Annotated in this window: 14 protein-coding genes; 11 read left to right on the top strand and 3 right to left on the bottom strand. The window is 71.1% G+C overall.

Going from position 1 to position 14,708, the window contains the following annotated elements; all coding sequences use genetic code 11:
* Window positions 1–56 precede the first annotated feature (56 nt).
* Window positions 57–1,202 carry an FAD-dependent oxidoreductase gene (locus ACFC1K_RS10325; protein WP_375871546.1) on the bottom strand — a complete coding sequence of 382 codons (1,146 nt, stop codon included), beginning with the start codon at window positions 1,200–1,202 and terminating at the stop codon, window positions 57–59.
* 110 nt (window positions 1,203–1,312) lie between these two features.
* Between ACFC1K_RS10325 and ACFC1K_RS10320 the strand changes: the two genes are divergently transcribed.
* Entirely contained in the window at window positions 1,313–1,936 is a 624-nt protein-coding gene (locus tag ACFC1K_RS10320; protein WP_375871545.1) for a TMEM175 family protein, read from the top strand.
* Between the two features lie 50 nt (window positions 1,937–1,986).
* On the opposite strand, the gene ACFC1K_RS10315 is transcribed toward ACFC1K_RS10320, so the two are convergent.
* Window positions 1,987–3,462 (bottom strand): MFS transporter, encoded by a 1,476-nt coding sequence (locus ACFC1K_RS10315; RefSeq protein ID WP_375871544.1) that lies wholly within the window; start codon window positions 3,460–3,462, stop codon window positions 1,987–1,989.
* A gap of 87 nt (window positions 3,463–3,549) precedes the next feature.
* Here ACFC1K_RS10315 and ACFC1K_RS10310 point away from each other — a divergent pair, with 87 nt between their 5' ends.
* The 10 genes from ACFC1K_RS10310 to ACFC1K_RS10265 all read left to right on the top strand — a co-directional run bounded on the left by ACFC1K_RS10310 (window position 3,550) and on the right by ACFC1K_RS10265 (window position 13,367).
* Complete coding sequence (locus ACFC1K_RS10310; RefSeq protein WP_375871543.1) at window positions 3,550–4,203, top strand: TetR/AcrR family transcriptional regulator; 654 nt, start codon at window positions 3,550–3,552, stop codon at window positions 4,201–4,203.
* 180 nt (window positions 4,204–4,383) lie between these two features.
* A complete protein-coding gene (locus ACFC1K_RS10305) occupies window positions 4,384–4,668 on the top strand; it encodes a DUF2277 domain-containing protein (RefSeq protein ID WP_375871542.1) in 285 nt (94 codons plus the stop codon).
* Between the two features lie 65 nt (window positions 4,669–4,733).
* A complete protein-coding gene (locus ACFC1K_RS10300; protein ID WP_375871541.1) occupies window positions 4,734–6,422 on the top strand; it encodes an ABC-F family ATP-binding cassette domain-containing protein in 1,689 nt (562 codons plus the stop codon).
* 47 nt (window positions 6,423–6,469) lie between these two features.
* Entirely contained in the window at window positions 6,470–7,588 is a 1,119-nt protein-coding gene (locus ACFC1K_RS10295; RefSeq protein ID WP_310290014.1) for a GuaB3 family IMP dehydrogenase-related protein, read from the top strand.
* Window positions 7,589–7,668: 80 nt separating this feature from the next.
* Window positions 7,669–8,475 carry an SURF1 family protein gene (locus ACFC1K_RS10290; protein ID WP_375871814.1) on the top strand — a complete coding sequence of 269 codons (807 nt, stop codon included), beginning with the start codon at window positions 7,669–7,671 and terminating at the stop codon, window positions 8,473–8,475.
* A 40-nt stretch (window positions 8,476–8,515) separates the two neighbouring features.
* Complete coding sequence (locus ACFC1K_RS10285; protein ID WP_310288618.1) at window positions 8,516–9,016, top strand: DUF3817 domain-containing protein; 501 nt, start codon at window positions 8,516–8,518, stop codon at window positions 9,014–9,016.
* Window positions 9,013–10,596: a glutamine-hydrolyzing GMP synthase gene (gene guaA, locus ACFC1K_RS10280; RefSeq protein WP_375871540.1), complete on the top strand. Its 1,584-nt coding sequence runs from the start codon at window positions 9,013–9,015 to the stop codon at window positions 10,594–10,596. Before ACFC1K_RS10285 ends, guaA begins: the two co-directional genes overlap by 4 nt.
* Before the next feature lie 74 nt (window positions 10,597–10,670).
* Complete coding sequence (locus ACFC1K_RS10275; RefSeq protein WP_375871539.1) at window positions 10,671–12,059, top strand: glycosyltransferase; 1,389 nt, start codon at window positions 10,671–10,673, stop codon at window positions 12,057–12,059.
* A gap of 79 nt (window positions 12,060–12,138) precedes the next feature.
* Window positions 12,139–12,768: a ClpP family protease gene (locus tag ACFC1K_RS10270; protein ID WP_375871538.1), complete on the top strand. Its 630-nt coding sequence runs from the start codon at window positions 12,139–12,141 to the stop codon at window positions 12,766–12,768.
* Window positions 12,765–13,367 (top strand): ClpP family protease, encoded by a 603-nt coding sequence (locus ACFC1K_RS10265; protein ID WP_375871537.1) that lies wholly within the window; start codon window positions 12,765–12,767, stop codon window positions 13,365–13,367. Before ACFC1K_RS10270 ends, ACFC1K_RS10265 begins: the two co-directional genes overlap by 4 nt.
* A gap of 25 nt (window positions 13,368–13,392) precedes the next feature.
* Here the strand turns inward: ACFC1K_RS10265 and ligD are convergent, their stop codons facing one another.
* Entirely contained in the window at window positions 13,393–14,700 is a 1,308-nt protein-coding gene (gene ligD / locus ACFC1K_RS10260) for a non-homologous end-joining DNA ligase (RefSeq protein WP_375871536.1), read from the bottom strand.
* Between the last annotated feature and the right edge of the window lie 8 nt (window positions 14,701–14,708).

Raw genomic sequence — 14,708 nt, 5'->3', positions numbered from 1 at the left:
CCTCGGCCCCGCGCATCGCGCAGGGCCGAGGCATCCGTCGTTCCCGGTGAGCGTGGTCAGGGGAGGCGGAAGGGCTTCGCGGCCTGTGCGGCGTCGTCCGTCGCGAGGTCGGCGAGCACGGCGCCCACGGCCGGCGTGAACTTGAAGCCGTGGCCGGAGAAGCCGGCGCCGACCACGATGCGGCCGCGCCGGTCGAGGAGGAAGTCCTGCGAGTCCGTTGACGTGTAGGTGCAGCTGATGGGCTCGGCCGAGCCGGCGTCGAGACCCGGGAACCACTCGGCCACATAGTCGCGCAGCTGCGCGGCCTGCGCGGCCACCGGGCGGAAGGTGCGGGCGTCGGGGTCGACCACCGGGCCCACGAGGTGGAAGCCCACCTTCACGCCCTCGCCCGGCGTCGGCATGCCGTAGACGTTCGCGGGGTAGCGCTCGGGCGGCAGGAGATGGTTGAACGACGGCCACAGCGCGTCCGGCGTGATCGGGGCGAAGTGCGCGGGGCTCTCCTCGGTCACGGTCAGCCCGGGGAGCGGGAAGGACGCCGGAAGGATGCCGGGAGTCCAGGCTCCTGAGGTCACGACCACGGTCTCGGCCACGAGGTCGTGGCGCTCGCCGCCGACGTCGACCGTCAGCGCGACGCCGTCGGCGCGCTCGTCGAGCGAGACCACGCGGTGCCCGAAACGGACGTCGGCTCCGTGGCTGCGCGCGTCCTGCTCGAGCGCGTGGAGGGCGGCGGACGCGCGCACCACCCCGGCGTCGGGCGTGAACAGCACGTCGCCGGTGAACCGCATGCCGCTCCACCGCCGCGCCGCCTCGTGCGCGGCGAGCACCTCGGCACGCTCGCCGCGGACGATGAGCGCGCCGTGCACTTCCGCGACGACGGCGTCGTCGCCGTGGGTCACGAGCCCGTGCAGGCGCAGCAGCGGTTCGCCGGTCGCGCGCGAGAGCGCGTCCCACTCGGCGCGCGCCAGCGTGAGCAGGTCGAGGTAGTGGGCGGCGCCGTAGGCGTTGTTGAAGTTGCGGGTGGCGCCGTGCGAGGCGCCGCGGGTGTGACCCCGTTCGAACCGCTCGAGCGCGACCACGCGGTGTCCGCGGCGCGCGAGCTGCCATGTCGCCGCGAGCCCCATGGCGCCCGCGCCGACCACGACGTACGGAACATGCTCGGTCACGCAGGCCTCCCAGGTCTCGGATGCCGAGGGGCGCAGCATCCGTCTCCTCCTCCATCCAACCCCAGCACGCGCGGCCGCGAAGATGCGGTGACCCCGTGTGACGGCGGGCGCTCTGCACCGTGCGTCGCGAGTGTCGCTACCCTGGCGCCATGATCAGGCAGCGGCGGCATCCGGCGGCGACGCAGCGAACGACGCGTCTCGAGGCGTTCACCGACGGGGTCTTCGCGATCGCGGCGACGCTTCTCGTGCTCGACCTCACCCAGTACTCGCTCGGCAAGGTCGAGTCGAACGCGCAGATGTGGGCCGCGCTCGCGGGCATGTACGAGCTGTTCCTGAACTTCGGCCTGAGCTTCGTGCTGCTGTGCCTCATGTGGATGGTGCACGTCCAGCAGTTCGAGCACGTCGCGCGCGTGGATGCCACCACGGTGTGGATGAACAACGCGCGCCTGCTGTTCATCGTGCTGGTGCCGTTCGCGACGAACCTCACGACGGAGTACTCCGAGTGGCTCGCCGGACGGCTCGCGATGCCCGTGACGTTCTTCCTCGCGATCCTGTTCAGCTGGCTGCAGTGGGGCTGGGCTGTCCGGCAGCGCGACGTGCTGCTCCCCGACATGACGAAGGACGACGCCATCGCCTACGGGCGCAGCTCGCTCAGCGCCCTCATCATCTCGGCCCTCGTCGTGGTGCTCGCGCCGTGGATCGGGTCGATCGCATTCCTGCTGTTCGCCCTCGACGGGCCGTTCACGCGACTCCTGCGCGGAAGGAACAGCTGACGCGCAGTACCCCGGGACGGATGCCTCGTCCCGGGGTGCTGCGCGAGTGCTCAGACGGCGGCAGGCGTCACCTCTGCCACCTCGGACCCGGCCGCCTCGGCCTGATCGGCGGCGGGGGCCGCGGCATCCGTCGTCCCCTTGCCGGAGGGGAGCCACAGCGCCACGATCGTCGCGGCGAACAGGACGGCCGCACCGGTGAAGACCGCGGGGCGGGCGGCGTCGACGTACATGTCGGGCAGGAGCTCGCCACCGGCGCTCACGAAGATGGCGGTCATCACGGCGGTGCCGAGGGCGACGCCCAGCTCGCGGACGGTGGAGTTCACGCCCGACGCCTTGGCGTGGTCGATGAGCCCGAGTGTCGCGAGCAGCGCCGTCGCCGACGGGGCGAACACGAGCGCCATGCCGACGCCGGCCATGATGAACGGCGCGATGAGCGTGGGGTAGTCGAGGTCGGTCGACATGACGGCGGCGATCCATGTGAGCGCGACGGCCTGCAGGGCGAGACCGAGGACGAGCAGGATGCGCGTGCCGACGCGGGGAGCCAGGATGCCCGCGATCGGGGCGACGATCATGGGCGCGAGCGTCCACGGGGTGGTCTGCACGGCAGCTTCGAGGGGCGTGGATCCCTGCACGACCTGCAGGTACTGGATCAGGATGAACACCGCGCCGAACGTGCCGAAGCTGAACGCGAATCCGACGATGTTGGTGATCGAGAACGAGCGGTCGCGGAAGAGGCGCAGCGGCATGAGGGGCGCCTGCGCGCGGGTCTGCCACCAGAGGAACGCGGCGATGAGCAGCGTGCCGAGCACGATCTCCGCGATGACCCCGATCGAGTCCCAGCCGTCGTCGTTGCCGCGCACGATGGCGTGGACGAGGGCGAGCACACCGGCCGCGGCGAGCAGTGCACCGGGAATGTCGATGCGGGCGCGTGCGCCGAAGTCGTTGTTCAGCACGACGAGCGCGAGGGGGATGGCGATGATCGCGACGGGCACGTTGATCCAGAAGATCGCCTGCCAGTCCCAGCCCTCCATGATCGCCCCGCCGACGAGCGGGCCGACCGCGACGCCGAGGCCGGAGACGCCGCCCCAGATGCCGATCGCGAGGGCGCGCCTGGTCGGTGGCACCGCCCCGCTCAGCAGCGCGAGGGAGAGGGGCATCACGCCCGCGGCGCCCAGACCCTGCACGGCGCGGGCGGCGATGAGCTGACCCGGATCCGTGCTGAGCGCGGCGAGCACCGAGCCCACGCCGAACACGGCGATGCCGATCGCGAAGAGGGTGCGGCGGCCGAACCGGTCGCCGAGCGCCGAGGCGATGAGGATCGCGCCGGCGAATGCCAGCGTGTACGCGTTGACGAACCACTGCAGCTCTTCGACGCTCGCGCCCATCTCGCGGTGCAGCACCGGGAGCGCGTTCGTCATGACGAGGTTGTCGAGCGTGGCCATGAACATCGGAAGGGATGCTGCGGCCACCACGAGCGCGAACGGGCGCGTGCGACGGGGGGCCCTGGTGAGAGGTGATTCGGTCATGGGAGGCTCCGGTTGTAATCGAATGATTACCACAATGTAGTAATCGACTGATTACAAAGTCAAGTCATTCGCTGATAACCTTTCGGCATGACATCTCCGGCAGTGGACGAGGCGCGGGCCGAGACGGGCAAGCGCCTGTCGCCTGAGGAGCGGCGCCGTCAGATCCTGGTGGCCGCGCTCGCCGTGTTCGGCGCCCGCGGCTACGAGGGCGCGACGACCGATGAGGTGGCCCGCGCCGCCGGCGTCAGTCAGCCGTACGTCGTGAGACTCTTCGGCTCGAAGGAGAACCTCTTCCTCGCGGCGATCGAAGACGCCCTGGCGCGCATGCTCGCCGGCTTCCGGGCGGCGCTCGCCGACGACTCGCCGCACGACCCCGACATCACGCCGGAGAAGGCGGCGGCCAAGCGCATCGGACAGGCCTACGTCGACCTCATCGCGGTGCGCGGCCTCCATCAGACGCTGGCGCACGCCTACCTGCTCGGGAGCCATCCCGTCATCGGCGCGGCCGCGCGCCAGGGCTTCGCGAAGGTCTGGCGGTTCTTCCGCGACGAGATGGGGCTCGACGCCGACGAGTCGCGCGCGTTCATGGCCGAGGGCATGCTCATCTCGACGATGATCGGCCTGCGCATCGTGGACGACTACGGCTCCGACCCGCAGATCACCGAGCTCTTCCGCTCCTGCTTCCCGACCGAGCTGCCCCACGTGCTCGAGGTCCTCCCGCGCGGCACCGACCGCTGGTAGAAGCGGGGGACGGATGCTGCGGGCCGCAGCATCCGTTCACATCACGTGATCTCACCGAGTGCACACGTCGTTCGCGCGCACAACATGTCGCCTCGGTGACAGCACACGATGTGAACGATCGAGGACTGGGCGGATGCCTCGCCCTCGCCTGCGTAGGGGGCGCGGCGTAGGGTCGGGGGCATGTGCCGGAACATCCACACGCTCCACAACTTCGAGCCCGCAGCCTCGTCGTCCGAGGTCCACGCCGCCGCGCTCCAGTACGTGCGCAAGATCGCGGGCACGACCAAGCCCTCGAAGGCGAACCAGGAGGCCTTCGACCACGCCGTGCACGAGATCGCGCACATCACGCAGCACCTGCTCGACGACCTCGTCGCAGTGACGCCGCCCAAGAACCGCGAGGTCGAGGCCGCCAAGGCGCGTGAGCGCGCGATCCGCTCGGGCAGGTACGCCGCACCCGCCGCCTGATCTCTGGGGTAGTCTGGTCGGCTCCCCATCGGACGAACCCGTCCCCGGAGCAGACAGGGAACACCGTGGGGTACATCGACATCGCCGCCGTCTCGTATGCGCTGCCGGACGGCCGGCCCCTGCTCGACGAGGTCTCGTTCCGCGTGGGCGAGGGGTCGACGACGGCGCTCATCGGCCAGAACGGCGCCGGCAAGACGACGCTGCTGCGCATCATCCGGGGGGAGACTCCGGCGCTCTCCGGTGTCGTGTCCATCGACGGCGGCCTCGGCGTCATGGACCAGTTCGTCGGCCACGGCGAGGCCGGGCAGACGGTTCACGACCTCCTCATCGCGGTCGCTCCCGACCGCGTGCGTCGCGCCGCGCGCGAGCTCGAGGACTCCGAGGCGGCGATCATCGAGCACGACGACCTCGACACGCAGATGCGCTACGCCGGAGCGCTCGCCGACTACGCCGAAGCCGGCGGCTACGAGTACGAGACCGTCTGGGACACCTGCACGACGACGGCCCTCGGCATCCCGTTCTCGCGTGCACGGTTCCGCGAGCTCACCACGCTGTCGGGCGGCGAGCAGAAGCGGCTCGCGCTCGAGGCGCTGCTGCGCGGCCCCGACCAGGTGCTGCTGCTCGACGAGCCCGACAACTACCTCGACGTTCCCGGCAAGCGGTGGCTCGAAGAGCGCCTGCGCGAGACGCAGAAGACGGTGCTGCTGGTGTCGCACGACCGCGAGCTGCTGGCCCGTGCGGCCGACCGCATCGTGACCCTCGAGGCGGGCGGCGCGGGGAGCACCGCGTGGGTGCACGGCGGCGGCTTCGGCACCTATCACCGGGCACGGGAGGACCGGATGCTGCGCCTCGACGAGCTGCGCCGCCGCTGGGACGAGCAGCACGTCAAGCTCAAAGAACTCGTGGCGACCCTCAAGGTCAAGGCCACGGCCAACGACACCTTCACCTCTCGGTATCGCGCGGCTCAGACGCGACTTCGGAAATTCGAGGAGGCGGGTCCGCCGCAGGAGCGCCCGAGGGAGCAGGACCTCGACGTGCGCCTGCGCGGCGCGCGCACCGGCCGGCGGGCGGTCGTCGCCGAGCAGCTCGAGCTCACGGGGCTCATGAAGCCGTTCGACCTCGAGGTGTGGTTCGGCGACCGGGTCGCGGTGCTCGGATCGAACGGCTCGGGCAAGTCGCACTTCCTTCGGCTGCTCGCCCGCGGCGGCACCGACCCTGACGGGCGCCTCGGGCATCTCACGACGACGGGTGCCGGGCTCGACCCGGTCGCGCACACGGGGCGCGGGGTCCTCGGCGCGCGCGTGGTGCCGGGATGGTTCGCGCAGACCCACCGCCACCCGAAGTTCGACGGCAAGACGCTGCTCGACATCCTCCATCGCGGCGAGGACGCCCGGGCCGGGTTGCCCCGCGAGGCCGCGAGCAGCGCGCTCGACCGGTACGGACTCGTCGCCCAGGCCGAGCAGACGTTCGACAGCCTGTCGGGCGGCCAGCAGGCGCGGTTCCAGATCCTGCTGCTCGAGCTCTCCGGCGCGACCCTGCTGCTCCTCGACGAGCCGACCGACAACCTCGACCTCGTCTCGGCCGAGGCGCTGCAGGACGCCCTCGCCCGCTTCGAGGGCACCGTCCTCGCCGTCACGCACGACCGCTGGCTCGCGAAGTCCTTCGACCGGTTCCTCGTCTTCGGCTCCGACGGCCGTGTCTTCGAGTCGAACGAGCCGGTCTGGGACGAGTCCCGCGTCGCGCGGGCGCGCTGACGCTTTCGAGTCGTGAGAACCCCGGAAGGTAGGCTGGTCGCGTGAGCATGGACATCGAACTCGGCCGGGCCAAGCGGGCGCGTCGCGCCTACACGTTCGACGACATCGCGGTGGTGCCGTCGCGGCGCACGCGCAACCCCGAGGACGTCTCGACCACGTGGACGATCGACGCCTTCAGCTTCGACATCCCGGTGCTGGGCGCCCCCATGGACTCGGTCGTGAGCCCGCGCACGGCGATCATGCTGGGCCAGCTCGGCGGCCTGGGCGTCCTCGACCTCGAGGGCCTCTGGACCCGCTACGACGACCCCGAGCCGCTGCTCGCCGAGATCGCCGGCCTCGAGAAGGCCGCCGCGACCCGCCGCATGCAGGAGCTCTACGCCGAGCCGATCAAGCCCGAGCTCGTGCGCGATCGCCTCGCCGAGATCCGCGCCGGCGGCGTGACGGTCGCGGGGTCCCTGACCCCGCAGCGCACCCAGGAGCTCTACGAGACAGTCGTCGCCGCCGGCGTCGACCTCTTCGTGATCCGCGGCACCACAGTCTCGGCCGAGCACGTCTCGAGCGTCGACCAGCCGCTGAACCTCAAGAAGTTCATCTACGACCTCGACGTCCCCGTGATCGTCGGTGGCGCCTCGACGTACACCGCCGCCCTGCACCTCATGCGGACCGGAGCTGCCGGCGTGCTCGTCGGCTTCGGCGGGGGAGCCGCGTCCACCACGCGCGCGACTCTGGGCCTGCACGCCCCGATGGCGACCGCGGTCGCCGACGTCGCCGGCGCGCGCCGCGACTACCTCGACGAGTCGGGCGGCCGCTACGTGCACGTCATCGCGGACGGCGGCGTGGGCACGTCGGGCGACATCGTCAAGGCGATCGCGATGGGCGCCGACGCCGTCATGCTCGGTGTGGCGCTGGCGCGCGCGACGGATGCGCCGGGCCAGGGCTTCCACTGGGGACCCGAGGCGCACCACGCCAAGCTTCCGCGCGGCCGCCGTGTGAAGGTCGACCAGGTCGCGTCGCTCGAGGAGATCCTCTACGGCCCCGCGCCGGTCGCCGACGGCACCGCGAACCTCATCGGGGCCCTGCGCAAGTCGATGGCCACGACCGGGTACTCCGACCTCAAGGAGTTCCAGCGGGTCGAGGTCGTCGTCGCGCCGTACGCCGCGGGATGACAGGTGCCATGACCGACCCCGACCCGACGGGAGCGGCTGACCTCGCGCCCGAGGCCTTCCCGCCGACCCTGCGCGAGGTGATGCTGCGCCCGCGATGGATCGGGATGCTGCTGCTCTGCCTCGTCGTCGCGGGCGTGTTCGCGTGGCTGGGGCAGTGGCAGCTCGGTCGTGCGGTGACGACGAATCCGGTGCCGCCGGGGGCGACCGAAGAGGTGCAGCCCCTGGCCGACGTCGCCCTGCCGGGCGAGTACCTGCCGGAGCCGCTCGTCGGCCAGCGCGTGGAGACCCGCGGAACCTGGGTTCGCGAGGACTTCATCGTCGTCGAGTCGCGCTACAACGACGGCGCCGAGGGTTACTGGGTGACCGGGCACCTGCGCATCGACCCTGACGTGAGCGCGACCGTCGGCCCGACATCGGTCGCCGTGGCGCTCGGGTGGGCGGCCACCGAAGACGACGCGCGCGCAGCGATCGAGCGGCTCGAGGACGCAGCATCCGCCGGCGAAACCGTCGAGGTGACCGGACGCCTGATCTCGGACGAGGGCCCCCTGCTCCCTCCCCGTGGTGCGGACCCGCAGACACTGACGCGCATGTCGCCCGCGGCCCTGCTCGGTCAGTGGCACGACACCGATGCGCTCTTCGTGTACCGCCCGTACATCGCCTCCGTGGATGCCGTCGCCGGGCTCGACGCGATCTCGTCGCCGGCACCGGTGGAGGGCTCGGGCATCAACTGGCTCAACATCTTCTACGCGGTCGAGTGGGCCGTGTTCGCCGGCTTCGCCTTCTACCTCTGGTACCGCCTTGCGAAGGACGCGTGGGAGAAGGAAGTCGAGGACTTCGAGGACGACCGCCGCGAGTCGGAAGGCGATCCCGAGCCCGCGACATCCTGAACGGGAAACGCCCCGGAACCCCGCGGGTAGACTGGGGGTCATGCCCCGCGCCCCGAAGCTCGCTTCCTTTCCGGCGATCCGCGGAGCCCTGAAGTTCTACCAGGTGTGCTCGATCATCACGGGCACGATGCTGCTGCTCCTCGTCGCCGAGATGATCATCAAGTACGTCGTCGGCTACGAGCTGTTCCTCGGTGGTTCCGGCGGGTTCCTGTGGTTCGCCCCCGTCGTCGAGACGGCCTCGGGCCTCGAGTCGACCGGTGACGGGTTCAACCTGTCGCTCGGCATCCTCGTCGCCCACGGCTGGTTCTACGTCGTCTACCTCATCTCGTGCTTCCGCGTGTGGAGCCTCATGCGCTGGAACCTCCTGCGCCTGGGTATGCTCGCCGCCGGTGGAATCGTGCCCCTTCTGTCGTTCTTCATGGAGGCGCGCGTCGGCCGCGACGTCAAGACCTACCTGGCCGAGCGTGAGGCAGCGGAGCTGCACTCGCAGGCCGCGCACTCGACCCTCACCCACTCGATCCCGACGGAGAACAAGCGTTGACCGCACAGACCGAGACCTCCCAGCGTCCCGTCCTCGTCGTCGACTTCGGCGCCCAGTACGCCCAGCTGATCGCGCGCCGCGTCCGCGAGGCCGGCGTGTACAGCGAGATCGTCCCGCACACGGCGTCCGCCGCTGACATCGCGGCGAAGAACCCGGTCGGCATCATCCTCTCGGGCGGCCCGTCGTCGGTCTACGAAGAGGGCGCACCGGCACTCGACACCGGCGTCTTCGACCTCGGCGTGCCGACGCTCGGCATCTGCTACGGCTTCCAGGTCATGGCGCAGGCGCTCGGCGGCGAGGTGGCCAACACCGGACTCCGTGAATACGGAGCGACGGATGCTGCCGTCACGGGCGACGGCGGCGTGCTGCTGGGCGGTCAGCCGGCCGAGCAGAACGTGTGGATGAGTCACGGCGACCAGGTCTCGCGCGCCCCCGAGGGCTTCGACGTGCTCGCCTCGACCGGCGCGACCCCGGTGGCCGCCTTCGGCAGCGACGAGCGCCGCTTCTACGGCGTGCAGTGGCACCCCGAGGTCAAGCACTCCGACCACGGCCAGAACGTCATCGAGAACTTCCTGCACAAGGCGGCGGGCCTTCCCGCCGACTGGAACAGCGGCAACGTCATCGCCGAGCAGGTCGCGAAGATCCAGGCGCAGGTCGGCTCCGGCCGTGTCATCTGCGGGCTGTCGGGCGGCGTCGACTCCGCCGTGGCCGCGGCGATCGTGCACAAGGCCGTCGGCGACCAGCTCGTCTGCATCTTCGTCGACCACGGACTCCTCCGTAAGGATGAGCGCGAGCAGGTCGAGCAGGACTACGTCGCCTCGACCGGCGTGCGCCTGGTCACGGTCGACGCGCGTGAGCAGTTCCTGAACGCGCTCGCCGGCGTCAGCGACCCCGAGCAGAAGCGCAAGATCATCGGCCGCGAGTTCATCCGCACCTTCGAGCAGGCCGAGGCCGCGCTCGTCGCGGAGGCCGAGGCCGACGGCGAGCCCATCCGCTTCCTCGTCCAGGGCACGCTGTACCCCGACGTCGTCGAGTCCGGCGGCGGCACCGGCACCGCGAACATCAAGTCGCACCACAACGTGGGTGGCCTCCCCGAAGACCTGCAGTTCGAGCTCGTCGAGCCGCTGCGCACCCTGTTCAAGGACGAAGTGCGCGCGATCGGCCGCGAGCTCGGGCTTCCGGAGGTCATCGTCGGCCGCCAGCCGTTTCCGGGCCCCGGCCTCGGCATCCGGATCGTGGGTGAGGTCACCGCTGACCGCCTCGAGATTCTGCGCGATGCCGACGCCATCGCCCGCGAGGAGCTGACGAAGGCCGGCCTCGACGGCGAGATCTGGCAGTGCCCGGTCGTGCTGCTCGCCGACGTGCGCTCCGTTGGAGTGCAGGGCGACGGCCGCACCTACGGCCACCCCATCGTGCTGCGTCCCGTCTCGAGCGAAGACGCGATGACCGCCGACTGGACGCGCCTGCCCTACGACGTGCTCTCGAAGATCTCGAACCGCATCACCAACGAGGTGCGCGACGTCAACCGCGTCGTCCTCGACGTGACCTCGAAGCCCCCGGGGACCATCGAGTGGGAGTGATGTCATGACGGATGCCTCGGACCGACCGGTTCGGGGCATCCGTCGTTTCCGGGCGTGTGGGGAAGGATGGACGGGTGACGGATGCTGCAGACACGCTGCCCGACGCCGACTATGTGCTGCTGGGCAGCCGGGTGGCATTGGGGCTCGACGGCGGGTTCGCCGTCGCAGTCCCGTCGCGGCTGCGGCTGCTCGAGGCGGCCGGCGCTCCCCAGCCGCTCCTGCTGAGTGTCGACGGTCAGGCGCCTGAGGCGCACGCGGTGCAGCGGCAGGCGTTCCTCGATGGCGGCCACGTGCCCGACGCTTCGCGGGTGCGCAATCTCTTCGACGACCTCCTGGACCGCGGGGAGTGGCTCGAGCGCGTCGGCGAGCCCGGGGGTCGCACGCCCGGCGTCGCCTATCGGACGATCACGGATGCTGCGTCCCTCCCCGTCGTCTCGCTTCCCGTGTTCGAGAACGACCCCGAGTGGCACCTGCGCGATGCGGCCGTCGTCGTGCACGCGAAGGCCGGCGATCGGGCGCTCCGGGGCTTCCGTGGGCTCTACGTCGCATGGCTGGAGACGATCGCCGATGAGCGCCGTCGGGCCGCCGGCGATCCCGACCGGCTGTTCGTCGTGGTGTGCGAATCACGCCAGATCGGCGAGACGCTCGTGGGATGGGGTGCACCGCGGGTGCGGCTCGTGCACACCGTCCACAACTCGCACCTGCCGGAGCCCCACGACGATCCGCAAGCTCCGGTCGTCGGGCTGTGGCGGCGGTGGCTGTCGACGTTCGATCGCTACGACGCGGTGCTGTGGCCGACCGCCGCGCAGCGCGACGAGGTGGCCGCGCGGTTCGGCGATCCCGGCACGTTCCACGTCGTGCCCAACACGATCGAGCTCGGCGCCACACCGCCGGACGCGGCGTCTCGCGATCCCCACCGCGTCGTCATGCTGAACCGCCTCGCCCCGCAGAAGCGCGTCGACCTCGCGATCCGGGCCTGGCAGCGGGTGGCCGAGGCGGTGCCCGAGGCGCGGCTCGACGTGTACGGCGACGGCCCCCTCCGTGACGAGCTGCAGGCGCTGATCGACGAGCTCGGGGTGGCAGCATCCGTGACGCTCCACGGAGCCACCGACCAGCGCGACGCGATCTTCGACCGTGCCGCGCTGTTCGTCACGTCGACGGCGTTCGAAGGCCAGGGCCTGTCGATCGCCGAGGCGCTCGCCCGCGGACTGCCGGTCGTCTCGTTCGACGCCCGGTACGGCCCGCGCGAGGCGATCGCCGACGCGGGCATCGTCGTTCCGCCCGGTGACGTCGACGCCTTCGCCGACGCGATCATCGAGCTGCTGCGCGACGACGACCGCCGTGCCGAACTGGCGTCGCGCGCGCGTGGCGCTGCGGCCGCGTTCACGCCCGACGCGGTGCGTCCCGAGCTCGTCGCCGCGCTCCGCTCCGCGGTCGAGAAACCCTCGCGTCGCGCCCGGTAGGTGCCGCGCTCCGCCCACGGCAGAGCCGCCGGGAGCGGAAACGCATGCTGCGACCCCGGCGGGCGCGCAGGCTGAGGGCATGGCTGACGACATCCGGATTCCCCAGTTCGGGGCCGAGGCGCGACGCGAGCTGTTCCACCAGCGTGTGCTCGTGCTCGACGGCCCGCTCGACGACGACAACGGCACCCTGATCGCGACGCAGCTGCTGGCGCTCGCGGCGGAGGACGAGGCATCCGATATCGCCCTCTGGATCCACTCGCCCGGTGGATCGGTGCCCTCGATGCTCGCGATCCGCGACGTCATGAACCTCATCCCCAACGACGTCGCGACCCTCGCACTCGGCCTCGCGTGCAGCGCCGGGCAGTTCCTGCTGTCCGCGGGGGCGAAGGGCAAGCGGCGCGCGCTGCCGCACGCGCGCATCCTCATGCACCAGGGCTCGGCCGGCATCGGCGGGTCGGCGGTCGAGGTCGAGGTGCAGGCCGACGACCTGCGCCACATGCGCGACACCGTGCTCGGCCTCATCGCCGACGACACCGGGCAGAGCGTCGAGCGCATCTTCGAGGACTCGCTGCACGATCGCTGGTACACCGCCGCCGAGGCGCGCGACTACGGGTTCATCGACGGGATCGTCGAATCGTTCGCCCAGGTGGTGCCGCGGCGGCGGCGGCCCGCGGGACTCGGACTCGGACCTGCGGAGGTGGCGGCATGAGCTCGTACACGATCCCCAACGTGGTGGCGCAGCATCCGCGCGGCGATCGCATCATGGACGTGTACTCGCACCTGCTCGCCGAGCGGGTCGTGTACCTCGGCACGGGTATCGACGCGGGCGTCGCGAACGCGCTCATCGCGCAGCTGCTGCACCTCGACGCCGACAGTCCTGACCGCGACATCCAGCTCTACATCAACTGCGAGGGCGGCGATCCGGCGGCGATGCTCGCGGTGTACGACACGATGCAGCACGTCCGGCCCGACGTCGCCACGACCGTCGTGGGACAGGCGATCGGCGTCGGCGCCGTGATGCTCGCCGCCGGCGCGACAGGGAAGCGCTCCGTCCTGCCCCACGCGCGCATCGTGCTGCATCAGCCGGCGGGCCAGGGGAGGGGCGCGATCCCCGACCTGATCCTCCAGGCCGACGAGCTCGTGCGCGTGCGCGGCGAGGTGGAGGAGATCCTCGCGAGGCATACCGGACAGGATGCTGCGAAGCTGCGCGCCGACACCGATCGCGACCGCGTCTTCACCGCCGCCGACGCGGTCGCCTACGGCCTGGCCGACGCCGTCCTCGAACGGGCATCCGCCCCCGTTCGTTGAGCGGAGGGCGCTCCGGTGCCCGGGATCAGCGGTCGAGGAGCGAGCCGGGCCAGGTCTTGCCCGCCCACGGGTCGTAGTCGGCGAGGAGATCCTCCTGCGGCGGCCGCTCCGCTTCGGCCACGTGCTGGAGGTTGACGCGCACGCGGTACCAGAGCGAACTCGAGCCGCGCATGCCGTCGATGAGCACGTCGGCGGGATGCAGCTGCTCCACCACGGACGCGTGCGTGCTCTTCCAGGTCTCGAGGGCCTGGACCGCCTCGGGCTTCGTCTTGGTGCGCGCGATCTCGATGAGCGGCATCGTCGACTGTCGCCGCCCCGACCCGTCGCCGCCGCGCGGCGGCTTTTTCCCCGCTTCTCCTCCACGCGCCGCTGGCGCGTCGCGCGGAGCCTCTCGAGGCGGGGGCCCAGCTGGTCCCAATTCCTCAGCGAGGCGGAGCAGCCCGTCGAGCGTGCCGACCGCGTCGTCGATGCCGGCGTGCGGGTCTCCGAGCTCGGCGTATCGGCCGGGCACCGTGAGCACGGTGAACTCGGCCGGGCGCCGCTCGCGCACCTCGTCCCAGTCGAGCGGGGTCGAGACGCGTGCGTCGGGCAGCGGGCGGATCGAGTACGCGGATGCTACGGTGCGGTCTTTCGCGTTCTGGTTGAAGTCGACGAACACGCTCTCGCCGCGTTCCTCCTTCCACCAGCGGGCGGTCGCGAGTCCGGGCGCGCGGTTCTCGACTTCGCGGGCGAGGGTCTCGGCGGCGACGCGCACCTGCTTGTAGTCCCAGTGCGCCGCGATGCGGACGAGGATGTGCATGCCGCGGGAGCCGCTCGTCTTCGGCCAGCCGACGAGTCCGACATCGTCGAGCACCTCGCGGGCGACGAAGGCGACGTCGACGATCTGCGACCAGTCGACACCCGGCATCGGGTCGAGGTCGATGCGCAGCTCGTCGGGGTGGTCGAGGTCTTCGGCGCGGACGGGATGCGGGTTCAGGTCGAGACACCCGAGGTTGACGACCCACGCGAGGCCCGCAGCATCCCGGATCACGGCCTCTTCGGCGGACGTCCCACGCGCGTACTGCAGAGTGGCCGTGTCGATGAACTCGGGGTGGTTCTCGGGGACGCGCTTCTGGAAGAACGGCTCCTGGTCGATGCCCCGTGGGAAGCGCTTGAGCACCATGGGGCGCCCGCCCGCGCCGCGGAGCGCGCCGTCGGCGACCGCGAGGTAGTAGCGCACGACATCGAGCTTGGTGATCCCCGGGGCGGGGAACACGATCTTCGTCGGGCTCGAGATGCGCACCTCGTGCCCGTCGATCTCGAGGATCTCGGCTTCCGACTTCGCGGGCGTCACTCGGCCAG

The organism is Microbacterium sp. NPDC056057, assembly GCF_042266945.1.
Taxonomy (GTDB): Bacteria; Actinomycetota; Actinomycetes; order Actinomycetales; family Microbacteriaceae; genus Microbacterium; species Microbacterium trichothecenolyticum_C.
The sequence above is the reverse complement of the archived record's forward strand: the minus strand, read 5'-3'. Positions and strand labels throughout refer to the sequence as shown.